Origin of the sequence: Amycolatopsis sp. Hca4, assembly GCF_013364075.1 — a bacterium.
Taxonomy (GTDB): Bacteria; Actinomycetota; Actinomycetes; order Mycobacteriales; family Pseudonocardiaceae; genus Amycolatopsis.
The window spans coordinates 8,341,534-8,363,862 of sequence record NZ_CP054925.1 but is presented as its reverse complement, the minus strand read 5'-3'; the positions used below and the strand labels follow the sequence as shown (position 1 = coordinate 8,363,862).

The following is a 22,329-nucleotide window of genomic DNA, read 5'->3' as shown; positions in this document are numbered from 1 at the left end:
GCGTGATTGAACGCGGAACTCGCGTGATCAGAGAGCGATCTCGCGTGATTGGAGAGGCATCTCGGGTCAGGCTAGGGCGGCGGTCACGTCGAGTTCGACGAGCTGGCCCGGGAAGCCGAGCTGGGCCACGCCCAGCAACGTGCTCGCCGAGGCGAAGGCCGAAGCTATCGGCGATGACGTCAGCCGCGCCCACACCGCGGACAGTACCGAACGGTCCTCCGTCACCACGTAGATCACCGTTCGCACCACATCGGACGGCGTGACTCCCGCGAACTCCAGCGCCGCCGCCGTGTTGGTGGCCACCTGGTCCGTCTGGGCCAGGACGTCTCCGGGGACCACCGTGCCGTCCGGGGTCACCGGACACTGGCCCGCCAGGTACACCGTCCGGGATGCCGACGTCACCGTCACGTGGTGGTAGCCGGGTGGTGTGTGCAAGCCGGGCGGGTTCTGCCGTTCAATGGTCACGATCCCATCTTCACCGGGCGGGCAAGCGAAAAAGGAGGCCTCGTGCGCAGGACCATCGACTGGGCCGACGGCGCCGTCGTCATCATCGACCAGACCGCTCTCCCCGGCGAGTACCGGCTGCTCGAGCTCACCACCGTCACCGAACTGGTCGACGCCGTCCAGCGGCTCGCCGTGCGGGGTGCGCCCGCCCTCGGGGCCGCCGGGGCGCTCGGTGTTGCCCTGTCCCTCCACCGGAACGGTGACGTGCACCGGGACGCCGACCGGATCGCGCACGCCCGCCCCACCGCCGTCAACCTCGCCTGGGGCGTGGAACGCGCGCTCGAGAAACTCGACCAGGGCAAGGAAGCCGTCCTCGCCGAAGCGCGAGCCCTGCTCGACGAGGACGAACAGCTCAACGAGACCGCTTCACGCCACGCCGCCGAGATCGTGCTCGCGGAGTGTCCACGGCGCCCCCTGCGGCTGCTCACCCACTGCAACGCCGGGCACCTGGCCACCGTCGGCTGGGGCAGCGCCCTCGGCGTCGTCTGGCACCTGCACGCGCGCGGGCTCGTCGAAGAAGTCCTCGTCGACGAGACGCGCCCGCTGCTCCAAGGCGCCCGGCTGACCGCGTGGGAACTCGCCCAGGCGAACGTCCCCTACCGCGTCCAGCCCGACTCGGCCGCCGCGGCCGCGATGGCTCGTGGGATGGTCGACTGCGTGCTCGTCGGGGCCGACCGGATCGCCGCGAACGGGGACGTCGCCAACAAGATCGGCACCTACGGCCTCGCCATCGCCGCGAAACACCACGGGATCCCGTTCGTGGTGGTCGCCCCCTCGTCCACAGTGGACAGCAAGCTCGCGGACGGCACGGGCGTCGTCATCGAGGAACGCGACGCCCGCGAGCTCACCGAAGCCACTCCGAAGGACGCTCGGGTCTTCAACCCCGCCTTCGACGTCACCCCGTTCGACCTGATCACGGCGGTGGTCACCGAGCACGGCACCTTCAGGGGCGCGGCCCGATCTCCCGGCCACCGTCGGTGACCGTGATCGCCATGGCCGGGCACGAGTCCGCCACGTCCAGGACCGTCTCGTCGGCCTCCACCGACGGTGTCACCGGGTGGGCCACCGCACCGTCGAGGGTGAACACCTCCGGCATCAGGGCCGCGCACATCCCCGACCCGATGCAGGTGTGTTCGTCGACCTTCACGTCCCAGCTCATCATCACCATCCGATCGGCATCGACCGCGGTCCGCGGACGAGCATCTGCGTCTTCCACACGATATCGCCGGCGAGGTGCAACCCCGGCATCTCGGTGACCAACGCGCGCAGCGCCTCCTGCAGCTCCAGCCGGGCCAGCGGCGCACCCAGGCAGTGGTGGACGCCGTGGCCGAAGCCCAGGTGGTGGTTCTCCTCGCGGTCGAAGCTCAGCTTGTCCGCGTCGCCGAACTGGAGCGCGTCGCGGTTGGCCGCGCCGATCGCGACGAGCACCGGTTCACCCGCCCGCACCAGCACGCCACCAACCGAGACGTCCTCGGTGGCATAACGCGCGAACCCCGCGCCGGCACCCAGCGGCACGAACCGCAGCAGCTCCTCGACCGCCGCCGGGATCAGGTCCGGGTCGGCGCACAGGCGCTCCCACTGCTCGTGCTGGTCCAGCAGCGCGTAGGCGAAGTTCGGGATCTGGCTCGCGGTCGTCTCGTGGCCGGCGACGAGGATGCCGACGCACAGGTCGACCAGCTCCAGCTCGGTCAGCCGGTCACGCACGTCGCGGGCCTCGATCAGCGCCGTCATCAGGTCGTCCTGGGCCGCTCGCGGTGCTCGGCGATCAGGCCGCGCATGTAGTCGCGCAGCTCTTCGCGGTTGCGCTCGAACTCCTCCGGCGTCAGCCCGCTCGTGGACAGCGCCGCGTCGCTCCAGACGCGGAACTTCGGCCGGTCGGCGACCGGGACGCCGAGCAGCTCGCAGATCACCGCGACCGGGATCGGCAGCGCGTAGGCGTCGACCAGGTCGGCGGGCGCACCGCTCGCCTTCATGTCCGCGATCAGCTCGGCGGCAAGCGAAGCGACGCGCGGCCGCAGCAGCTCGACGCGGCGCATGGTGAACGCCTTCGCGACCAGCGTCCGCAGCCGCGTGTGATCGGGCGGGTCCATCTGCAGGATGCCGCCGTCCCGCACCACCGGCGAGCGGCGCGGCGCGTCCTTTTCCTTCTCCATCGCCCGCGAAAACCGGCGGTCGCCCAGGACCAGGCGGGCGTCGGCGTAACGGGTGGCCAGCCAGGCCGGCTCGCCGTAGGTCATCTTCACCCGGACCATGCCGTCGGCGTCCCGCGCGGCGGCGTAGGCCTCGTTCAGGTCGAGCCCGGCCTCCTCGTTGAACGGGTACGCAAGCGGTTCGGTGTGGGTGGCAGTCATGCGGGAACCCCCGTGCTCCGGTTGTAAGCAGCTGCTTACAACGCTACACAGTTTCTTCCCGCCTGTCACGATCCGCCATTGCCCGGTCACCGGAAACTAGGTTACGGTGACCTAGGTGTGGATCGAAATCCTGCTGCTGGCGAAGCTCGCCCGCGAACCGATGCACGGTTACGAACTCCGCAAGGCCGTGGAGGCCTCGACCGGCCACACCTTGTCGAACAACTCGCTCTACCCGACGCTGCGGCGCTTCGTCGACGCGGGCGCGGTGAGCCGCAGCGCGGAGGAGCAGGAGGCCAAGCCGCCTCGGCACGTCTACACGATCACCGACGTCGGGCGGGAGCTGCTGCACGACATGCTCGCCGACTTCCCGCCCGAGCTGGCGCTCAACGAGCCCGAGTTCCTCGCGCGCGTCGGCAACTTCGCCTGGTTGCGCGAGGAGGAACGAGCACGCGTGCTCGACGTCCGGAAGCGGGCGCTCACCGCCGAGCACACCCGCCTCACCGGGCACGCCGTCCGGCAGGCCGACCCGTGGAGCCGGGCCGCGCTGCAGCACGTCCTCGGGAAGCTCGACGCCGAACTCCGCTGGCTCGCCGACCTGAACACCGATCCGAGAGAAGGCGCATGACCACCACCGAAGAAACGCCTCGCCTCCCCTTCACCCAGGCGGACGCGCTCACGATCGCCCCGGAGTTCGCGCTGCTGCGGCGGCAGGCGCCGGTGAGCCGGGTGCTCACCCCCGCCGGCGACCCGGCGTGGCTCATCACCTCCTACGAGGAAGCCAAGGAGGTCTTCCGCGACCGCCGCTTCGGCCGGTCCCACCCGAAACCCGAAGAGGCGTCACGGATTTCCCACGCGGCACTGCAGGACGGCCCGAGCGGCGACTTCGACACCGAAGAGCGCGACCACAAGCGGATGCGCCGGATGCTGGCGCCCGCGTTCTCCGCACCCCGCATGCGCGCGCTCGGCGACCGGATCGCCGAACTGACCGACCGCTGCCTCGACGACATGGAAGCCGCACGCGAAGACGGGCCCGTCGACCTGGCCGCCGTGCTCGCGTTCCCGCTGCCGGTGCTGGTGATCTGCGAGCTGCTCGGCGTGCCCTACGCCGACCGCGAGCACTTCCGCGGGCTGTCCGAGCGGATCGCCCGGATGGACGGCGGTGAGGACGCCCAGGCCGCCATGGCGGAGTTCATGGCCTACATGGCGAAGCTGGCCGACGCCAAGCGCGCCGACCCGCAGCCCGACGTCATCTCCGACATGGTCGCCTACCAGGCCGAGGACCCGGCCTTCACCGACGAAGACCTCGCGCGGATGGGCGCCGGGCTGCTGTTCGCCGGCCACGAGACGACGTCCACGCGGATCGCGGTGGGCACGCTGTTCCTGCTCAGCGACACCGCCCGGCGCGACCGCTTCGCCGCCGACCCCGAAGGCCAGGTCGACAAGACCGTCGAGGAGCTCCTGCGGCTGACCGCCACCAGCGGCACCGGCCTGCTGCGGTACGCGCACGCAGACGTCGAGATCGCCGGAACCCGGATCCTGCGCGGCGACGCCGTGCTGATCTCCAGCGACGCGGCCAACCGGGACGCGGCGGTGTTCGCCGACCCGGACGGGTTCGACCCGGACCGGACGCCGAACGTGCACCTCGCCTTCGGCACCGGCGCCCACGTCTGCATCGGCGCCAACCTCGCCCGCACCGAGCTGCGGACGGTGTTCCCCAAGCTGTTCCGCCGCTTCCCCGGCCTGCGGCTCGCCGCCGGGATCGACGAGATCCCGGTCCGCACCAACCGCGTGGCCGGCGGCGTCGAGCGCGTCCCGGTGGAGTGGTGAGCCGATGAAGATCACCGTCGACACGGGCAGCTGCGTCTCGTCCGGCCAGTGCGTGCTGCTGGCGCCCGAGACGTTCGACCAGGACGAGGACGACGGCACGGTCATCCTCCTCGCCGAGGAACCGCCGTCCGGCGAGGAGGAGGCGGTGCGGCAGGCGGAACTGACGTGCCCGGCGGCCGCGATCCGCCTCTCCGGCGCCTAGGGTCTGTCGCGCCGCGTCCGGTTTGCCGGTTAACCTGCTTCGATGAGCGAGCAGCCTGGCCGGCGGCGGGACGCGGCCGCGACGCGGCAGGCGCTGCTCGACGCCGGGGCGAAGCTGTTCGCCGAGCGGGGGTTCGACCGGACGACCGTGCGGGACATCGCCGACCTCGCCGGGGTCAACCAGGCGCTGCTCTTCCGCTACTTCGGCAGCAAGGAAGCGCTGTTCGAGGAGGTCATCGCCCGCAGCGGGCGCGAGCACCTGGAGGCCCACCCGCCGGAGCGGCTGTTCAGCGCGTCGCTGCGCAGCATGCTCGAGCCGGGCGGCGACCGGAACCGGACCCTGGAGACGTACCTGCGCTCGTCCGGCAGCGGCGACGTCGGGGCGGTGCTGCGCCAGGAGATCGGCGACGAGTACGCCCGGATCCTGGCCACGCTGACCGACGCCCCGGACGCCGAACTGCGCGCCGACCTCGCGCTGGCCTGGCTGATGGGGATCGGGGTGGTCCGCGAGCTCACCGGCAGGCAGCCGCTCGTCGGCGCCGACCCCGACGACATCGTCCGCCTCGTTCTCACCGCCGTCCGGACGCTGCTGGAGCGCGCCGAGTGATCACGGCAGGGCCCGCCGCAGCAGCTCGGCCAGGTGCACCGGTGTCCGTCCCGACTCCTGGGCGATCTGCGTCCGGCAGCTGAAGCCGTCCGAGACCACGACGGTGTCCGGGGCGGCCGCGCGGATGGCGGGCAGCATCCGGTCCTCCGCCACCGCCTTGGAGACGGCGTAGTGGCCGCGCTCGAACCCGAAGTTGCCCGCCAGGCCGCAACAGCCCGAGTCCAACGTCGTATTGCGCACGCCCGCGGCCGCCAACGCCGACTCGTCCGCGCCGAAGCCCAGCACCGCGTGCTGGTGGCAGTGCACCTGGGTGATCGCGTCGACGTCGAGCGCCGCGAACGGGATCGGCGCCCGCTCGAGCAGCTCGGCGAAGGTGAACGTCCGGGAGGCCAGCAGCGCGGCACGCTCGTCGCCCGGCATCAGGGCGGGCAGGTCGCCGCGGAACAGCGCCGTGCAGCTCGGTTCCAGGCCCGCGACCTCGTAGCCGTCCTCCAGGTACGGCGCCAGCACCGACAGCGTCCGGTCCAGCACCCGCCGCGCGACGCCGAGCTGGCCCGTCGACACCCACGTCAGTCCACAGCAGACACCGCGGTCCGGCAGCACGACGTCGTAACCCGCCGCGGTGAGGACTTCGTGGGCCGCGTCCAGCACCGAAGGCGTCAGGTGGTTGTTGAACGAGTCCGGCCACAGCACCACCCGCCGCTCCCCCGAAGCCCGCCGCCGGAGATCCGCGCGCGACGACGTGAACGGAGACGCGGCAAACGTGGGCAGCGCACGCTCCGGCGCGATCCCGCCGAGCCGCTTCACCAGCCCCGCCAACCGGGACCGACCCACGAGATTGGCCAGCCGCGGCGCACGAGCGCTGAGCCGCAGCCACAGCGGCAGCCAGCCCATCGAGTAGTGGGACGCCGGACGCAGCCGCCGCCGGTAGTGCTGGTGCAGGAACTCGGCTTTGTACGTCGCCATGTCGACGTCGACCGGGCAGTCCGACAGGCACCCCTTGCAGGACAGGCACAGGTCGAGCGCGTCGCGGACTTCGGTGGAGCGCCAGCCGTCGGTGATCACCTCGCCGTTGATCATCTCCGCGAGCAGGTGGGCCCGTCCGCGCGTGGAGTGCTGTTCCTCGCGGGTGGCCCGGTAGCTCGGGCACATCACGCCGCCGCCGCTGGTGTTGCGGCACTTGCCGACGCCGACGCACCGCCGCATCGCCTGGCCGAAACTCCCGCGGTCCTCCGGATAGCCGAGGAACACACTGTCCTCGAAGGACTTGGAGGTCGGTCGCACGCGCAGGTCCGCGTCGATCGGCCGCGGCGCCACCAGGATGCCCGGGTTCATCCGGCCGGCCGGGTCGAAGATCGCCTTGAACCGCGCGAAGACGTCGAGCATCTCCGGGCTGTACATCCGGGACAGCAGCTCCGAACGCGCCTGGCCGTCGCCGTGCTCGCCGGACAGCGAGCCGCCGTGCGCGGCGACGAGGTCCGCGGCCTCCTCGAGGAACCGCCGGAAGTCCGCCACCCCCGACGACGACAGCAGGTCGAAGTCCAGCCGCAGGTGCAGGCAGCCTTCGCCGTAGTGGCCGTAGACGACGCTGCGGCGGCCGTGCGCGCGCATGAGTTCCTTGAACTCGCGCAGGTACGCGCCGAGCCGTTCGGGCGGGACAGCGGCGTCCTCCCAGCCCGGCCACGCCTCCGAGCCGTCCGCGAGCCGCGTCGCCAGCCCGGCGCCTTCCTCGCGGATGCGCCAGAGCCCGCGCTGCGCGGCCGGGTCGTCGACGATCGCGAACCCGGTGAGATCGAGTGACGCGGCCAGCGAACGGGCCCGCCCGGCCGGGTCGTCGCCGGCCAGCTCGACGAACAGCCACGCCCCGCCCGGCGGCAGGTCGCCTGCCCGCCCGGGCAGCATCGCGACGAGCTCGGCGTCCACGCCTTCGACGGTCAGCGGCGACCACGGCAGGATCGACGGCACCGCGTCGGCCGCCGCGATGTCGGAGGGGAAGCCCAGCACGGCGAGCACCTTGCGCTCGGGCAGCTCGGCGAGCGAAACGGTCGCCTCGAGGATGGTCATGCAGGTGCCTTCGGAACCGACGAGGGCCTTGGCGACGTCGAAGCCGTTCTCCGGCAACAGGTGTTCGAGCCCGTAGCCCGACACGCGACGCGGCCACGTCGAGAGTTCCCTGCGCAGCAACGCCAGGTTTTCGCGGACCAGCGCGCGCAGCTCGTCGAAGATCCGGCCTTCGGCAGGCTCGTCCGGGCCCACCCGCAGCCGCGTGCCGTCGTAGAGCAGGACTTCGAGCGAGCGGACGACGTCGACCGTGCGGCCCCAGGCCACCGAGTGCGAGCCGCAGGCGTTGTTGCCGATCATCCCGCCGAGCGTGCAGCGGCTGTGCGTCGAGGGGTCCGGGCCGAACCGCAGGCCGTGCGGGGCCGCGACCGCCTGCAGGTCGTCCAGCACCGTGCCCGGCAGCACGCGGGCGAGCCGGGCGGCCGGGTCCAGCGACAGCACCCCGCCGAGGTGGCGCGAGGTGTCGATCACCAGTCCCGGCCCGCACGCGTTCCCGGCGACGCTCGTGCCGCCGCCGCGGGCGATCACCGGCAGGTCACGATCGCGGGCGGCCGCGACCGCCGCGACAACGTCGTCGACCGTCCGCGGCAGCACCACGCCCCGGGGCACGTGGCGGTAGTTGGAGGCGTCGGTGGTGTACAGCGCGAGCGTGGCGGCGTCGGTGAGGATCTCCACACCCCCATTCAAGTCGACCGGAGGCCGCCGTACCTCTCCAGCCGGGTATGTCCGGAACCACACCCGGTGTGCCATCGTGATCAGGTGACGGCCAAGGAGCACGTTGCGGAGTACAGCGCGGTGCTGGGCGAGCTGCTGCGCGAGCGCGAAAAGCTGCTCGGCACGCTCGACCGGGTCGCCGCGCTGCACGGCACCGCGCGGCTGGTCCGGGAGACGGTCGGGGCGAAGGCCGGGTTCGTCGGCGAGCTCACCGAGCCGGGTCTGGCCGTGATCCGCTGGATGTCCGGCAACCGGACCGACGCGCTGCAGGACCTCGAGGTGTCGACCGGTCAAGGCGTCGGCGGGCGCGTGCTGGCGCTGGGCCGGCCCGTGAAGGTCACCGACTACGTCAGCGCGCCGACGATCACCCACCACTTCGACGTCCAGGTCCGCGGGGAGGGCCTGGCCGCGCTGCTCGCCGTCCCGATCGTCGCGCACGGCGAGACCGTCGCCATCGCCTACGCGGCCATGCGGGAGCCCGCCGACTTCGGTGACGACGCCGTCCGGCGGATGGAGGAGGTCGCCCGCCAGGCCGGTGCGGCCCTGCACCTGGCGAAGGTGGCCGAGACCGACCGCACGGCCGCGGTGGCGGGCGAGCGCCTCCGGATGCAGAGCGCGCTGCACGACTCGGTCGGGGCGCTGCTGTTCTCCATCGGCGTCCAGGTGCGGGACCTGCACGAGGACTTCCACGGGAACCCGGGCCTGGAGGCACGGCTGAAACGGCTGGAGGGGGACGTCTCGGCGGCCGCGGGCGCGCTGCGGGAGTCGCTGCTGGCGCTGTCGGAAAGCAGCCCGGAGCGGGCGCTGCCGGTCGAGCTGGCCGAGCACTGCCGCTCGTTCCAGGCGCGCTGCGGCGTCCCGGCGCGGTTCGTGCAGCTCGCGGCGGTGCCGCCGCTGGACGCCGAGCGCACCGCGCTGCTGGTGGCCGCGGTCCGCGAGGGGCTGCTCAACGTCGAGAAGCACGCGCGGGCGTCCTCGGTGATCGTCAGCCTGCTGCCCAGCGACGACGGCGTCCAGGTGGTCGTCGCCGACGACGGCACGGGCACCGAAGCCGTCCCGGGCACCGGGATGGGCCTGCGCACGCTCACCGGGCGGGCGCTGCGGCTCGGCGGGCGCGTCAGCCTGGTCCGGGACGACGACGACGGCTGCACCCTGCGCGCGTGGGTGCCGCTGGTGCGGCCGTGACGCCCGCGAGCGTCTTCGTCGTCGACGACCACCCGGTGGTCCGCGACGGCGTGACGCTGCTGCTGCGCTCGGACCCGTGCCTGACCGTGATCGGCTCGGCCGAGTCCGGGCGGCTGGCGATCGAACGGGTGGCGTCGCTGGCCCCCGACCTGATCCTGCTCGACCTGCGGCTGCCGGACATGCTCGCGCCGGAGGTCGTCACCGAGCTGCGCCGGGTGCACCCCGATGGCAAGATCGTCGTCTTCACCGCGCACGGTGACCACCAGGGCGTGCTGGCCGCGCTGGAGTCGGGCGCGCACGGCTGCCTGCTCAAGGACGCGGCGGGCGCGCAGCTGGTCACCGAGCTGCGGCGGGTGCTGCGCGGCGAACGCGTCGTCGACCCGCGGATCCTCCCGGACGCCGGGCAGCGGTCGGACGCGCTGGCCCGCAGCGGGCTGACCCGCCGCGAGTACGAGGTGCTGCGGCTGGCCGCGCAAGGGCAGACGAACCCGGAGATCGCGGAGTCGACCGGGCTGGCCCGCAACACGGTCAAGACGTACCTGCAGTCGGCCCTGCACAAGCTGGGCGCGCGCAACCGCGTCGAGGCGATCGGGAAGGCCAGCGAAGCCGGGCTGCTGTGAGATCCTCGGCCGGGTGACGATCGACCTGCACGCGCACAGCACGGCCTCCGACGGCACGACCCCGCCCGCGGAGCTGCCCCGGCTGGCCGCCGAAGCCGGGCTGACGGTCCTCGCCCTCACCGACCACGACACCTTCGCCGGTCTGGCCGCCGCTTCCGCGGCCGCCGCCGGCGTCGAGCTCGTGCCCGGCGTCGAGATCTCCTGCCGGCTCGACGACGCCGAGGTGCACCTGCTCGGCCTGTTCGTCGATCCGGGGCACGAACCCCTGGCGGCCGAGCTGGAGCTGATCCGCACCGACCGCGTCCGCCGCGGGGTGCGGATGGTCGAACGCTGCCGCGAACTCGGCGCGCCGATCACGCTCGAGCAGGTGGCGTCGATCGCCGCGGGCGCGCCGCTGGGCCGTCCGCACATCGCCGCGGCACTGGCCGCCGTGGGCATCACCGACGCGTTCACCTCCGACTGGATCGCCGACGGCGGCCGGGCCGACGTCCCCAAGCACGTCCTGTCCATTGTGGAGGCGATCGGGCTGGTCCGCGCGGCAGGCGGCGTGGCCGTGCTGGCCCACCCGCGCTCGGTGAAACGCCGGGCGTCGGTGTCGGACGAGCAGCTGGGCACGCTCGCCGCCGCGGGGCTCGCCGGGATCGAAGCGGACCACCCGGAGCAGCCGCCCGAGGTCCGTGACCGGCTGCGGAACGCGGCCGCGGATCTGGGCCTGCTCGCCACCGGGTCGAGCGACTTCCACGGCGATCGCAAGCCGGTCCGCCTCGGCGAATGCACCACTTCACCCGACGTGTTCGCGGCCCTGCGGGAGGCCGCCGTGTCCGTTTCGTAGCACAGGGGGTCTCCAGGTGGGGGTGACGGAGGGCCGCGGCTGATCGCAGGATGGCCGCCACCGATCGTGACTCACGTCACACCAACGGAGGAGGCCCCGTGCGTTCCGGAGTGAGTTCGTGCTGACCGTCCGCGGCCTGCGGGTGCGGTACGGCCGGTCGACGGCCGCCCTGCACGGGATCGATCTCGACGTCTCCGCCGACGGGGTGCTCGCCGTCCTCGGCAGCAACGGGGCCGGGAAGTCCACCCTGCTCAGGGCCGTTTCCGGCACCCTGCGGATGCACCGGGGCGCGATCGACGCCGGTGAGATCCGCTACGACGGCCAGTCGCTCGGCCGGCTCGACCCGGCCCGGATCGTGCGGCTCGGCGTCGTCGGCGTGCCCGAGGGGCGGCAGATCTTCGCGCGGATGACCGTCGAGGAGAACCTGCGGGCCGGTGGCATCGGGGCCCGCACCGCCGCGGAACGGACCGCCGCCCGCGAGCGGGTCGAGGAGCTGTTCCCGGTGCTCACCGAACGCGCCAAGCAGCGCGCGGGCCTGCTCTCCGGCGGCGAGCAGCAGATGCTGGCCATCGGCCGGGCGCTGATGTCCGCCCCGAAGCTGCTGCTCCTCGACGAGCCCTCGCTGGGCCTCGCGCCCAAGGTCGTCGAGCAGATCGGGAAGACCGTCCGCGAGATCCACGACCAGGGCACCGCCGTGGTGCTGGTCGAACAGAACGCCGTGATGGCGCTGAACGTCGCCGACCACGCCGTGGTCCTCGAAGTGGGCCGGGTGGCGCTGGCCGGGACGGCGGCCGAGCTCGCCGCCAGCCAGGACGTCCAGCGGCTCTACCTCGGCGGGCACGCCGAGTCGCAGGAAACCGCCGCCGCCGAAGCCGAGACCGCACGCGCCCGCCTGGCGGGCCGGACGCTGTCGAGGTGGGCCGGATGACGCCGCCGGAGCTGCGGGTCGAGAACGTCTCCCTGCGCTTCGGCGGGATCCGGGCGCTCGACGACGTCACCTTCGCCGTCGCCCCGGGTTCGCTGCACGCGCTGATCGGGCCGAACGGTGCCGGGAAGTCCAGCTGTTTCAACGTGATCAGCGGCCTCTACCGGGCGAACACCGGCCGCGTCCGGCTCGGGGACACCGACCTCACCGGACTCGCGCCGCACCGGCTCGCGCGCCTCGGCGTCGGGCGGTCCTTCCAGAACGCCGCCCTCTCCCCCGGCTCGACCGTGCTCGACAACGTGCTGCTCGGCCGGCACGCGCTGACCCGCGGCGGCTTCCTGGAAACCGGGCTGCGGCTGCCGTGGACGGTCCGCGCCGAACGGCGGCACGCCGAGCGCGCCCGGGAGATCTGCGCGTTCCTCGGGCTCGGCGCGGTCGTCGGCGCACCCGTTGGCGCGCTGCCCTACGGCGTCGTCAAGCGCGTGGATCTCGCCCGCGCGCTCGCCGTCGAACCGGTGCTGCTCCTGCTCGACGAGCCCGCGGCCGGGATGAACGCGGCCGAGACCGCCGAGCTGGCCGGCACCATCAGCGGGATCCGGGCCGAGCTCGGCATCTCGATCCTGCTCGTCGAACACGACATGGGCCTGGTGATGGGCATCGCCGACCGGGTCACGGTGCTCGACTTCGGCAGGCGGATCGCCGACGGCACCCCGGCGCAGGTCCAGTCCGACCCGGACGTCGTCAAGGCCTACCTGGGCACGGAGGCAGTGTGAACACTTTCCTGCAGCTGGTGGTGAACGGCCTCGGCAAGGGCGCGGTGTTCGCGTTGCTGGCGCTGGGGTTCGTCATCATCTTCAAGGCCACCGAGGTGGTCAACTTCGCGCACGGCTCGCTCGTGCTCTTCGGCGGCTACCTCGTCGTGGTGACGCGGGACGCGCTGGGCTGGGTGGGCGCGTCGCTGGTGGGTATCGTCTCGGCCGGGCTGCTCGGCCTGCTGCTGGAGCGGCTCCTGCTGTCGCGCTCCTGGCACGCCGACGCGAACAGCCTGGCTCTGCTCACCATCGGCGTCGACGTGATCGTCACCGAAGAGATCGTCCGCCGCCTCGGCGTCACGCTGCCCTTCCTCGGCGACGCGTGGGACGCGAAGCCGTTCCGGCTCGGCGGGATCACGCTGTTCCGCACGCACCTGGTCGCCCTCGTGGTGGCCGCGGTGCTGATCACGGCGTTCTGGCTGGCCTTCAAGTACTCGAACTGGGGTGTGGCCATGCGGGCGCAGGCGGAGAACCGCGAGGCCGCCGCGCTGATGGGCATCCGCAGCTCCCGCGTCACCGCGACCGCGTGGCTGGTCGCCGGGCTGCTGGCCGGGGTCGCCGTGCTGTTCATCGCGACGCAGGACTTCTCCGGGGCCGGGCTGTCCCGCGGGACGCACTCGATCGCGCTGGCCGCCTTCCCCGCGGCGATCCTCGGCGGCCTCGACTCGACGGCGGGCGCGGTGGTCGGCGGCCTGGTCGTCGGGATCGTGGAAGCGCTGTCCGCACAGTACGTCTCGTTCGACTTCTCCAAGAGCGCGGTGTTCCTGGTGATGCTGGTGGTCCTGGTGGTGCGGCCCTCGGGGCTGTTCGGCACGAGGGAGCGAACGCGTGTCTGACCAAGCCGTGTCCGAAGTGGACGCCCCACCGAAAGCCGGGACACCCCGGCGCCCGCGGCGCAGCCCGGCCAGGCTGGTGCGCACCGCGGCCTGGCTGGCGCTGCTGGTCGTCCTGCTCGCCCTGCCGCTGTACCTCGACGCCGCGTGGCTCAAGGCCGGGCAGTACATGATGATCGGCGCGGTCGGCGCGATCGGGCTGACCCTGGTGGTCGGCCAGGCCGGGCAGCTTTCCCTGGCCCACGCGTTCTTCCTGCTGGCAGGCGGCACCGCCTACACCGTCCTGTCCGGCCCCACCGGGGACGACCGGGTCGTCGGCTTCGGCCTCGACCCCGGCCTTTCGCTGCTGGGCGCGGTGGCCGTCGCGGCCCTGCTCGGGCTGGCCTTCGCGCCGGTGGCCGGCCGGCTGCGCGGCATCTACCTCGGCGTCGCGTCACTGGCCCTGGTGTTCCTGGGGCTCTACTTCGGACAGTCCGCGGAAGAGCTCACCGGCGGGACGTCGACCGGGCGCGCACCGGCGCCGTTCTCCCTCTTCGGCTTCCCCTTCACCGACGAGGGCCCCGCAATCAGCCTCCTCGGCGTGCCGATCCGGCAGGCCGAGCGCATGTGGTACCTGTTCCTGCTGCTCACCGTGCTGGCGTTCGTGATCGCCCGCGGCGCGGTCCGCGGGCGGGTCGGGCGGTCGTGGCGGGCGGTGCGCGACAACGAGGCCGCGGCCGCGGTGATGGGGGTGAGCGTGCTGCGCGCCAAGGCGGGCGCGTTCGCCGTCTCCTCGGCCTACGGCGGCCTCGCCGGCGCGATGACCGTGCTGTGGTTCGACATCCTCAAGCCGGACGAGAGCGAGTACGGCACCTACGGCATCAACGTGTCCATCGCCTACCTGGCGATGGTCATCATCGGCGGCCTCGGTTCGGTCCCCGGCGCGCTGGTCGGCGCGCTGATCGTCAACGGCCTGCCGCAGGTGCTCGCCCTGTACTCGGCCGACCTGGGCTGGTTCGCCGGCACCGGCGACGGCACGCTGACCCCGATCCTGGTCAGCTCGTTCGTCTACGGCGCCGCGATCATCCTCGTCGTGCTGTTCGAGCCGGGCGGGCTCGCCACGCTCGGCCGCCGGCTCACCCGTCTTCGCCGTCAACCCCCGGAGGAACCATGAAACGCACACACCTGGCGGCGGCGCTGGTGGCCGTCCTGGCGCTCTCGGCGTGCAGCACGAAAGCGACCGACTCGGGCTCGTCCGGCTCGGACAGCTCCGGCGTCAAGACCGGCAAGGGGGTGACGGCGACCGAGGTGACGCTCGGCGTGATGACCGACAAGTCCGGCGTCTTCAAGAACCTCGGCCTCGGCGTCACGCAGGGCAACGAGCTGTGGGCCAAGGACTTCAACGCCGCCGGCGGGGTGTGCGGGCGGCAGGTGAAGCTCGAGGAGGTCGACCACGGCTACAAGGCCGACACGGCGAAGACGCTGTACCCGCAGATCGAGCCGAAGGTCCTGGGGTTCGTGCAGCTGCTCGGCTCGCCGGTGGTGGCCGCGCTGAAGCAGAACCTGGCCTCGGACAAGACCGTCGCCTCGCCGGCGTCGTGGTCGTCCGAGCTGCTGGACAACCCGTACGTGATGATCGTCGGGACGACCTACGACCTGGAGATCATCGACGGCCTGTCGTACCTGCAGGAGCAGGGGCAGCTCAAGGACGGCGACCCGATCGGGCACATCTACATCGACGGCGAGTACGGCAAGAACGGCCTGCGCGGCTCGCAGTTCTACGCCAAGAAGCACAACCTGACGCTCAAGGAAGTCAAGATCACCTCGACCGACAGCGACCTGACCAACGTCGTCACCGGCCTCAAGGGCGCCGGGGTCAAGGCGATCGTGCTGACGACCACGCCCACCCAGACCGGCTCGACGGTCGGGGCCAACAAGGCGCTCGGGCTGAACGTGCCGGTGCTGGGCAACAACCCGACGTTCGACCCGGCCCTGCTGAAGAGCCCCGCCGCCGGCGCGCTCGACAAGCTGACGGTCGTCGCGAGCAGCGTGCCGTTCTCCGCCGACATCCCGAAGGCGAAGGACGTGGCGGCGAAGTTCAAGGCCGCGTACAAGGAAACGCCCAACGGCGGCGTGCCGTACGGCTACGCGGTCGGCGAGGTGTGGGGCGCGGTACTGAAGAAGGCGTGCGACAACAAGGACCTCACCCGCGACGGCATCGCCGCGGCCCTGAAGCAGACGACGTCGGCGAGCACGGACAACCTGGTCGCGGCGCTCGACTTCTCCAAGCCGGGGACGCCGGCGACGCGCCAGGTGTACGCGGCCACCCCGGACGCCTCCGCCGAGGGCGGCGTCAAGTACGTCAAGCCGTTGTTCGAAGCTCCGGAAGCGAAGGAGTACGTGGCGCCGCACCAGAAGTGAGCCGTCGCCCGGCCAGCGCGGCCGCCTCCGCCAGCGGGGTGGTCGCGTTGGCCTCGGCCGCGGCCAGGATCGTGCGCACGGTGTCTTCGATCGTCTCGACGCGGGCGAGCGCGGCCTCGTGGCCGAGTCCCTCGGCTTCCCTCGAAAGGGTGTAGAGGATCCCGCCCGCGCTCGCCACGTAGTCGGGGATCCAGCGGATGCCGCGCGCGGCGAGCTGGTCGGCCACGGCGTCGTCGCTGAGCTGGTTGTTGGCCGGGCCGACGACGAGCGGCGTGTCGAGCCGGGCCACCGTCTCGGGGTCGAGCACCCCGCCGACCGCCGCCGGGACGACGACGTCGGCGGTGAGGGTGAGCGCCTTCGCCGGCTCGGCCCAGGTCAGGCCCTGCTGCTCGGCACCGGCCCGCTTGGCCGGGTCGATGTCGGAGACGACGACGTCCGCGCCCGCGGCCTGCAGGCTCGCCGCGAGGTGGGCGCCGACCGAGCCGTAGCCGCTGATCACCACCCGGCGGCCGGCCAGGTCGGGGCCGGCCGCGGCGCGGAGGGCGGCGAGCACCCCGACCGCGGTCGGGCCGCTGGAGGAACCGGTTCCGCCGGCGGATTCGGGCGTGCAGAAGGCGTACGGCGAGGCTTCGCGGAGCACCAGCATGTCGGCCGGGCCGGTGCCCACGTCCGGGCCCGCCTGGTAGCGGCCGCCGAACTCGGCGATCAGGTCGGCGTGGTCGAGCAGGACGGCCCGGCGCTCTTCGGGCGAGAGGACGCGGCCCGGTTCGGGCGCGATGACGCTCTTGCCGCCGCCGAACGCCAGCCCGGCGACGGCGCACTTGGCCGTCATCGCGGCCGACAGGCGGAGGACGTCCCCGATGGCGTCTTCGAGCGTGGCGTAGGGCTTGAAGCGGCAGCCGCCGACGGCGGGGCCGAGCGCGGTCGAGTGGATCGCGACCATCGTGGTGATGCCGGAGCGACGGCCTCGGCGGGCTACGAGCTGCTCATGTGCGGTCATGAGCGCCGAATTTAGAGTGAAGGTCGGCCGTCAGAACCGGTGGCCGAACGAAATTCGGTGACGCCCAGGAGGGCCCGGTGCTGGACGAACTTGATTCGGCGATCGTGCGGCTTCTGCAGGAAGACGCCCGGCAGACCAACCGCGACATCGCCCGGAAGGTGGGCATCGCGCCCTCGACGTGCCTCGAACGCATCCGGCTGCTGCGCGAGCGCGGCGTCATCCGCGGCTACCACGCCGACGTCGACCTGGCGAGCCTCAACCGCGGCGTCCGGGCGCTCGTGACGGCGCAGGTGCGGCCGCTGAGCCGGGCCGTGATCGATTCTTTCCAGCGGTCGATCGCCGAACTGCCGGAAGTGCTGTCGGTGTACGTCACGGCCGGAAACGACGATTTCCTGATCGAAGTGACCACGTCGGACATCGACGCGCTGCACGCATTCCTGACCGACCGGCTGGCGTTGCGCCGGGAGATCGTCGGGTTCCGGACGTCGATCGTTTTCCGGCACCTGCGCAAGACGACGCTTGAACCCCTCCCGTAGGGGTATCCCGGTTGCAGTGCGACACGCCACCCCTACGTGAACCCCTGAAATACCCGGGTTCGCACGCTGAAAGGCGGAAACTGTCGGTGGCGGGGCGTCTAATGAGCACGACGGGAAGGAGGCGCCGCCATGATCACCGCATTGAACCATCGTGAGCGGGCCACACTGAGAGCAGTGGCCGGTGGCCACGCCGAGATCAGCTGCAGTTGCGAGCCCGACCTGTTCATCGACGGCCTGAGCTGCTGCGACCAGTCCACCGTGCACCGGCTCGCGCGGCTCGGCCTGATCGCACCCGCGCACCCCGGCAAGTGCGGCGAGCGCGTGCCGGCGCTGCTCACCGAGGCCGGTTCGCGGGCGCTGGGCGAGGTCTTCGCCACCGCCGCGTAAAGACGTTGCCACACACTGGGGTCACTGCCAGCATCACCCGATGCACGTATTCCTCGAAACCGAGCGGCTGATCCTCCGCCGGTTCACCGAGAACGACGCCGACGCGCTCTTCGCGCTCTACGACGACCCGGCCGTGATGAAGTACCTCAATGGGGGACAGCCGGCGGACCGCACCGAGATCATCACCCTCGACCTCCCCGCGTTCCTCGGTTACTACGAGCGTTTCCCCGGTTACGGGTTCTGGGCGGCGATCGAAAAGAGCACCGGCGACTTCCTGGGGTGGTTCCATTTCCGCCCGCGCCCGCACGACCCGCCGGACGAGCCCGAGCTCGGCTACCGGCTGCACCGGAAGGCGTGGGGCAAGGGCTACGGCACCGAAGGCTCGGCGGCACTGCTCGCGAAGGGCTTCACCGAACTGGGGGTCCGCCGGGTGAGTGCCTTCACCATGACCGTGAACAAGGCGTCGCGCCGCGTCATGGAGAAACTGGGGATGCGGTTCATCCGGACCTACTTCGAGGAGTTCCCGGAGCACGAGCGCGCGCCGGGCAGCGAACACGGCGAAGTCGAGTACGGCATCACCCGCGAGGAGTGGCTCGCGGGCACCGCTCCCGGCGCCCGCGAGCCGTCGGATCAGCGGTAGACCTCGAACTCGTAGATCCGGGCCGCGCCGTTGCCGTCGTTGGCCGGGGTGGTGAGGTTGAGCTTCACGTACCGCGCCGATCGGGTGGTGATCGGGTGGTACGTGCGGCTGGCCCGCGAACCGGTCACGGAGGCGACCGTCGTCCAGGTCGAGCCGTCGGTCGACGTCTGGATCGTGAAGGCGCCGGTGTTCCAGCCCGTCGTCTCGCCGCCGAGGCCGGCGTGCTTGACCACGAACGAGGACACGTTCTGCGCCGACCCGAGGTCGACCTGGAGGAACTTCGTCGCCGCCGTGCTGCAGAACTTGCTGTTGTTGGCGAGGCTGCCGTCGACGGCCTTGGCGGGAGTTTCCGCCGAGTTGCAGGTGGCCGAGCCGGTGGCCGTCTTGCCCAGCGCCAGGTTCGTGCCGAGCTCCGGCGCCGCGGCCGGCGGCGTGAAGCCGTCGTTGTACGACGGCGGCACGTCGGAGGGGTTCGTGCCCCACGCGCTCGGCGACGAGCCCATCGTGTAACTCAGCGTCGACGCGCCCGCGATGTCGCCGTAGCGGATCCACGACTTGGTGGTCGAGGTGCCGTTGACGCTCACGCTCTGCACGTACTGGGCGCCCTGGCCCGCCCCGCTGCCGGTGATCCGGATCGTCCCGGACGGCCGGGTGATCGACGCCGCCGGGAACAGCGGGCCGTGCAGGGCGAGGACGTCCGCACCCGGCGTCGCCGGGTACATCCCCAGCGCGGCGAAGACGTACCACGCCGAGGTGGCGCCGAGGTCGTCGTTGCCGGGCAGGCCGCCGGGGCCGGTGGTGAACGACTCGTTCATCACCCGCCGTACCGCCGAGCTGGTGCCCTCCGGGTGCGCCGCGTAGTTGTACGCCCACGGCACGCCGTGCTCGGGCTCGTTGCCGATGTAGAAGTACGGCTGGGTGAGGCCGCCGTTGAGCTGGGTGAAGTGGTGGTCCAGCCGCTGGACGGCGGTCTGGCGGCCCCCCATCAGATTGATCACGCCCTGGTAGTTGTAGGGCACCATCCAGGTGTACTGCGACGGGTTGCCCTCGGTGTAGCCGCTGTTGCTCGGCGGCACCACCGGCCAGGCCCAGGTCCCGTCGCTCCCCCGCGGCTGGACGTAGCCGGAGTCGGTGCCGAACACGTTCTGCCACCACTGGGCGCGCTGCATGTACGTGCTGTACTTCGTCGTGTCGCCGAGCGCCTTGGCGAACTGGGCCACGGCGAAGTCGGACGCCGAGTACTCGAGCGAGTCGGACGGGTCCTCGTAGACGTAGTGCCGGCTGAGGTAGCCGCTTTCCCGGCCGCGGATGGCCTGGCCCTGCGTGGTGCCGCCGCTCGCGCTCTTGTCCATCAGCGTGAGCGCCGCGGCCGTGTCGAAGCCGCGGACCCCGAAGGCGTACATGCTGCCGACGATGATCGGCCCGGGGTCACCGGTCATCACGAAGTGCTCGTTGCTGTTGTGCGACCACTTGGGCAACAGGCCGCCCTGCTGGCCGTCGAGCACCATCGACTTCGCGATGTCGCTGGCTTCGCCGGGCGCGACGAGCCCGATCAGCGCGGCCCACGAGCGGTAGATGTCCCAGCCGGAGTAGTTCTGGTAGACGGTGTGGGACGCGGTGTGCACCGCCTGGTCGAACCCGCGGTACTGGCCGTTCGTGTCGCTGGCGATGTTCGGGTTCTGGAAGACGTGGTACAGCGCCGTGTAGAACTTCTGCAGGTCGGCGGCGGCCCCGCCGGTGACCTGGACGCGGTTCAGGATGTTGTTCCAGCTCGTGTCGGCCGCGCTGCGAATCCCGGTGAAGTCGAATCCGGGGCTCTCGGCGGCCAGGTTCGCCTGCGCGTTGGCCAGGCTGACGAAGGAAATGCCGACCTTCGCCTGCACCGTGGTGTTGCCGGAGGTGTCGAACGTGACGTACCCGCCGGAGTTCGTGCCGCTGGTGCTCGCGCTTCCGGCGCTGACCGTGCCGCCGAGCCAGGTGCCGAACCCGCTGGGCGCGCGGTCGAACTGGATGACGTAGAAGATCTGGTAGGTCTTCGACGAGCCGCAGAACCCGCCGCCGGTCACCGAACCGGTGAGCTGGCTGCCGCTGATGCTGATGCTTCCGTTGCGGCTGCCGGTGGCGCTGCGGCCGGTGTTGACCAGCAGCCGCGCGGACGTCGTGTTCGGGTACGTCAGCTTCATGAAGCCGGACCGCTGGGTGGCCGACAGCTCGACGGTGGTGTTGTAGTTGTCGAGCGTGTTCTTGTAGTAGCCGGGCGCGGCCGACTCGTTCGCCTTGGTGTAGCGGCCGGCGTACCCGGTCCAGCCGGTGCCCGGCGAGGTGCCGATCGCGCCGGTGATCGGCAGCAGGCCGAGGTCCTCGTTGTTGGCGCAGCCGGCGCCGTTGAAGTGGGTGAGGCTGAACTCCTCGATGCTCGTGTCGCTGTAGCGGTACCCGGACGGCGACGCGGTCGGGGTGTCCGGGCTGAACTGCACCATGCCGAACGGCACGACCGCGCCGGGGTACGTGCTGCCGCCGGCGCCGCCGGGCACCGGGTTGGGCGAGTTGCTGTTGTCGGTGCCGATGAAGGGATTCACGTACTGGGTGAGGGCGAGCGTCGCGGCACCGGCGGCCGGGGCGGCGAGCCCCGCCCCCAGCAGCGCCGCGGCGAGCACGGCCGCCCGCACCCGGCCGGCCAATGGTCTGGACATGACCCTTCCTCTCCTTGTCGCACGCATTTCCGCCGGGCGACAACGTTGTCGGGCAAGCAGAACGGGTGGTGACAACGTTGTCAGCTCGGCTCGCGCCGCGCCGGCAACGTCCAGGGGATCGAAGTGGTACCGGAACTCGGTGGCACGACATGGTGCCACGGAAGGGTCTGCTCCCGGAAGCGCCGAAAGTTCCTTGCGCGCCAAGCGGTTTCGGGACCGGACCACTCAGGCCCGGTGGACCACCCAGTGGTCGCCGAGCGCAGTCGTCGCCGCTTCGCCGTTCGTCAGGTCGGCGAGCCAGCCGGCGAACACCTCTTCCTCGCCCGGCGCCAGGCCGACCTCGAAGCGGGCCAGCTCGTCGAAGCGAGTTGCGTGGAGCACGTACGGCGACGCGCGCAAGTCGTTCTCCAGCCGGCCCGCGCGGTCGTAGGCCACCGACACCTCGACCAGGCTGAGACGCCGGTGTTCTAGTACACCAACAACTTCCAGAGCGTCCGAAACGGACTGACCGTACGCCCGGATCAACCCGCCCGCGCCCAGCAGGACTCCGCCGAAGTACCGCGTCACCACGGCGACCGTGTCCGTCAGTTCCCGGCGGCGCAGCACTTCCAGCATCGGCGTGCCCGCGGTACCGGCCGGCTCACCGTCGTCACTGGACCGCTGCGTGCGCCCGTCCGGGCCGAGAACGAAGGCGTGGCAGTGGTGCCGCGCCCCCGGATCCGCACGACGGCGGGCGGCGATGAAGTCGCGTGCGGCCTCTTCCGAGGTCACCGGAGCCAGCGCGCAGAGGAACCGCGAACGCTTGATCTCGAGCTCGTGGACCCCTTCGCGAGCCACGGAGAGATAACGATCAGTCATCGGAGGAGTCCGCCATGCACCCAGCCTGCCACCCCCGCCGGGCACCACGACAGCCGCCCCAGACCACTTCGGACGGACATTTCCGCAGGTCAGCGCGGCCCCTGCCCGCGCTGCGGGAGAGCCGGCCCGACATATGGGACTACCCCCGGCGCCGTCAACGCAAGCGTGGCATTTCCCACCCGGACGCAACGACGTATGTCGATAACAGCGAATTCACACTATCGTCATAAGACCCGGCGAACCCGGGAGTAACACCGCGCGCTCCGGAGGGCCCCCACCACAGTGGCCGTTCGGCGCGCGCTCGCAGCACCCGACATGTTCGGCTGCCCAGTGTCGTGCGGCC

General features: G+C 71.7%; 22 protein-coding genes and 1 pseudogene. 16 read left to right on the top strand and 7 right to left on the bottom strand.

Features of this window, described 5'->3' with window-relative positions; all coding sequences use genetic code 11:
• Positions 1–66: 66 nt before the first annotated feature.
• Positions 67–465 carry a RidA family protein gene (locus tag HUT10_RS38045; RefSeq protein ID WP_176175599.1) on the bottom strand — a complete coding sequence of 133 codons (399 nt, stop codon included), beginning with the start codon at positions 463–465 and terminating at the stop codon, positions 67–69.
• 42 nt (positions 466–507) lie between these two features.
• Between HUT10_RS38045 and mtnA the strand changes: the two genes are divergently transcribed.
• On the top strand, positions 508–1,485 hold the full coding sequence (gene mtnA / locus HUT10_RS38040; RefSeq protein WP_176175598.1) for an S-methyl-5-thioribose-1-phosphate isomerase: 978 nt from the start codon (positions 508–510) through the stop codon (positions 1,483–1,485).
• Here the strand turns inward: mtnA and HUT10_RS38035 are convergent.
• Positions 1,448–1,663, bottom strand: coding sequence for a ferredoxin (locus HUT10_RS38035; RefSeq protein WP_200876502.1), 216 nt, complete (start codon positions 1,661–1,663; stop codon positions 1,448–1,450). The two genes, mtnA and HUT10_RS38035, sit on opposite strands and share 38 nt — an antisense overlap.
• Positions 1,664–1,665: 2 nt before the next feature.
• Positions 1,666–2,855 (bottom strand): annotated as a pseudogene (locus HUT10_RS38030) (cytochrome P450).
• Between the two features lie 115 nt (positions 2,856–2,970).
• Here HUT10_RS38030 and HUT10_RS38025 point away from each other — a divergent pair.
• The 4 genes from HUT10_RS38025 to HUT10_RS38010 are packed head-to-tail and all read left to right on the top strand — an operon-like array spanning position 2,971 to position 5,490.
• Positions 2,971–3,480, top strand: a complete 510-nt coding sequence (locus HUT10_RS38025) for a PadR family transcriptional regulator (protein ID WP_176175597.1) — start codon at positions 2,971–2,973, stop codon at positions 3,478–3,480.
• On the top strand, positions 3,477–4,682 hold the full coding sequence (locus tag HUT10_RS38020; protein WP_176175596.1) for a cytochrome P450: 1,206 nt from the start codon (positions 3,477–3,479) through the stop codon (positions 4,680–4,682). Before HUT10_RS38025 ends, HUT10_RS38020 begins: the two co-directional genes overlap by 4 nt.
• 4 nt (positions 4,683–4,686) lie before the next feature.
• Positions 4,687–4,884: a ferredoxin gene (locus HUT10_RS38015; protein WP_176175595.1), complete on the top strand. Its 198-nt coding sequence runs from the start codon at positions 4,687–4,689 to the stop codon at positions 4,882–4,884.
• Positions 4,885–4,926: 42 nt separating this feature from the next.
• On the top strand, positions 4,927–5,490 hold the full coding sequence (locus HUT10_RS38010; RefSeq protein ID WP_176175594.1) for a TetR/AcrR family transcriptional regulator: 564 nt from the start codon (positions 4,927–4,929) through the stop codon (positions 5,488–5,490).
• Here HUT10_RS38010 and HUT10_RS38005 read toward each other — a convergent pair whose 3' ends face one another.
• Positions 5,491–8,226, bottom strand: a complete 2,736-nt coding sequence (locus HUT10_RS38005; RefSeq protein ID WP_176175593.1) for an FAD-binding and (Fe-S)-binding domain-containing protein — start codon at positions 8,224–8,226, stop codon at positions 5,491–5,493.
• A gap of 84 nt (positions 8,227–8,310) precedes the next feature.
• Between HUT10_RS38005 and HUT10_RS38000 the strand changes: the two genes are divergently transcribed.
• The 8 genes from HUT10_RS38000 (at position 8,311) to HUT10_RS37965 (ending at position 15,872) form a co-directional block, all read left to right on the top strand.
• Positions 8,311–9,450: a GAF domain-containing protein gene (locus tag HUT10_RS38000; RefSeq protein ID WP_176175592.1), complete on the top strand. Its 1,140-nt coding sequence runs from the start codon at positions 8,311–8,313 to the stop codon at positions 9,448–9,450.
• Complete coding sequence (locus HUT10_RS37995; protein WP_176175591.1) at positions 9,426–10,070, top strand: response regulator transcription factor; 645 nt, start codon at positions 9,426–9,428, stop codon at positions 10,068–10,070. Before HUT10_RS38000 ends, HUT10_RS37995 begins: the two co-directional genes overlap by 25 nt.
• A gap of 13 nt (positions 10,071–10,083) precedes the next feature.
• Positions 10,084–10,902: a PHP domain-containing protein gene (locus HUT10_RS37990; protein ID WP_176175590.1), complete on the top strand. Its 819-nt coding sequence runs from the start codon at positions 10,084–10,086 to the stop codon at positions 10,900–10,902.
• A 118-nt stretch (positions 10,903–11,020) separates the two neighbouring features.
• A complete protein-coding gene (locus HUT10_RS37985; protein WP_176175589.1) occupies positions 11,021–11,830 on the top strand; it encodes an ABC transporter ATP-binding protein in 810 nt (269 codons plus the stop codon).
• Positions 11,827–12,600 (top strand): ABC transporter ATP-binding protein, encoded by a 774-nt coding sequence (locus HUT10_RS37980; protein ID WP_176175588.1) that lies wholly within the window; start codon positions 11,827–11,829, stop codon positions 12,598–12,600. Before HUT10_RS37985 ends, HUT10_RS37980 begins: the two co-directional genes overlap by 4 nt.
• Positions 12,597–13,475: a branched-chain amino acid ABC transporter permease gene (locus tag HUT10_RS37975; RefSeq protein ID WP_176175587.1), complete on the top strand. Its 879-nt coding sequence runs from the start codon at positions 12,597–12,599 to the stop codon at positions 13,473–13,475. The genes HUT10_RS37980 and HUT10_RS37975 overlap by 4 nt, the downstream gene beginning before the upstream one ends.
• 16 nt (positions 13,476–13,491) lie before the next feature.
• Positions 13,492–14,625, top strand: coding sequence for a branched-chain amino acid ABC transporter permease (locus tag HUT10_RS37970; protein WP_254897507.1), 1,134 nt, complete (start codon positions 13,492–13,494; stop codon positions 14,623–14,625).
• Entirely contained in the window at positions 14,622–15,872 is a 1,251-nt protein-coding gene (locus HUT10_RS37965) for an ABC transporter substrate-binding protein (protein ID WP_176175586.1), read from the top strand. The genes HUT10_RS37970 and HUT10_RS37965 overlap by 4 nt, the downstream gene beginning before the upstream one ends.
• Here HUT10_RS37965 and HUT10_RS37960 read toward each other — a convergent pair.
• Positions 15,814–16,872, bottom strand: a complete 1,059-nt coding sequence (locus tag HUT10_RS37960) for a Glu/Leu/Phe/Val dehydrogenase (protein WP_176175585.1) — start codon at positions 16,870–16,872, stop codon at positions 15,814–15,816. The two genes, HUT10_RS37965 and HUT10_RS37960, sit on opposite strands and share 59 nt — an antisense overlap.
• An 80-nt stretch (positions 16,873–16,952) precedes the next feature.
• Between HUT10_RS37960 and HUT10_RS37955 the strand changes: the two genes are divergently transcribed.
• The 3 genes from HUT10_RS37955 to HUT10_RS37945 all read left to right on the top strand — a co-directional run bounded on the left by HUT10_RS37955 (position 16,953) and on the right by HUT10_RS37945 (position 18,435).
• The gene (locus HUT10_RS37955; protein ID WP_176178242.1) at positions 16,953–17,408 is read left to right on the top strand and encodes an Lrp/AsnC family transcriptional regulator; all 456 of its coding nucleotides are present in this window, start codon (positions 16,953–16,955) and stop codon (positions 17,406–17,408) included.
• Positions 17,409–17,537: 129 nt separating this feature from the next.
• Positions 17,538–17,795 carry a hypothetical protein gene (locus HUT10_RS37950; protein ID WP_176175584.1) on the top strand — a complete coding sequence of 86 codons (258 nt, stop codon included), beginning with the start codon at positions 17,538–17,540 and terminating at the stop codon, positions 17,793–17,795.
• A 40-nt stretch (positions 17,796–17,835) separates the two neighbouring features.
• Positions 17,836–18,435 carry a GNAT family N-acetyltransferase gene (locus tag HUT10_RS37945; protein WP_176175583.1) on the top strand — a complete coding sequence of 200 codons (600 nt, stop codon included), beginning with the start codon at positions 17,836–17,838 and terminating at the stop codon, positions 18,433–18,435.
• On the opposite strand, the gene HUT10_RS37940 is transcribed toward HUT10_RS37945, so the two are convergent.
• Positions 18,426–21,128 carry a GH92 family glycosyl hydrolase gene (locus HUT10_RS37940; RefSeq protein WP_176175582.1) on the bottom strand — a complete coding sequence of 901 codons (2,703 nt, stop codon included), beginning with the start codon at positions 21,126–21,128 and terminating at the stop codon, positions 18,426–18,428. The two genes, HUT10_RS37945 and HUT10_RS37940, sit on opposite strands and share 10 nt — an antisense overlap.
• A gap of 225 nt (positions 21,129–21,353) precedes the next feature.
• A complete protein-coding gene (locus HUT10_RS37935) occupies positions 21,354–21,986 on the bottom strand; it encodes a YigZ family protein (protein WP_176175581.1) in 633 nt (210 codons plus the stop codon).
• Positions 21,987–22,329: the final 343 nt, after the last annotated feature.

Bases quoted from the DNA above. Each gene is read 5' to 3' on its own strand.
- HUT10_RS37945 (WP_176175583.1), top strand. From the start codon at position 17,836: ATGCACGTATTCCTCGAAACCGAGCGGCTGATCCTCCGCCGGTTCACC.
- HUT10_RS38010 (WP_176175594.1), top strand. From the start codon at position 4,927: ATGAGCGAGCAGCCTGGCCGGCGGCGGGACGCGGCCGCGACGCGGCAG.
- HUT10_RS38020 (WP_176175596.1), top strand. From the start codon at position 3,477: ATGACCACCACCGAAGAAACGCCTCGCCTCCCCTTCACCCAGGCGGAC.
- HUT10_RS37935 (WP_176175581.1), bottom strand. From the start codon at position 21,986: ATGACTGATCGTTATCTCTCCGTGGCTCGCGAAGGGGTCCACGAGCTC.
- HUT10_RS37965 (WP_176175586.1), top strand. From the start codon at position 14,622: ATGAAACGCACACACCTGGCGGCGGCGCTGGTGGCCGTCCTGGCGCTC.
- HUT10_RS38015 (WP_176175595.1), top strand. From the start codon at position 4,687: ATGAAGATCACCGTCGACACGGGCAGCTGCGTCTCGTCCGGCCAGTGC.
- HUT10_RS38035 (WP_200876502.1), bottom strand. From the start codon at position 1,663: ATGAGCTGGGACGTGAAGGTCGACGAACACACCTGCATCGGGTCGGGG.
- HUT10_RS37980 (WP_176175588.1), top strand. From the start codon at position 11,827: ATGACGCCGCCGGAGCTGCGGGTCGAGAACGTCTCCCTGCGCTTCGGC.
- HUT10_RS37960 (WP_176175585.1), bottom strand. From the start codon at position 16,872: ATGACCGCACATGAGCAGCTCGTAGCCCGCCGAGGCCGTCGCTCCGGC.
- HUT10_RS37940 (WP_176175582.1), bottom strand. From the start codon at position 21,128: ATGTCCAGACCATTGGCCGGCCGGGTGCGGGCGGCCGTGCTCGCCGCG.
- HUT10_RS37950 (WP_176175584.1), top strand. From the start codon at position 17,538: ATGATCACCGCATTGAACCATCGTGAGCGGGCCACACTGAGAGCAGTG.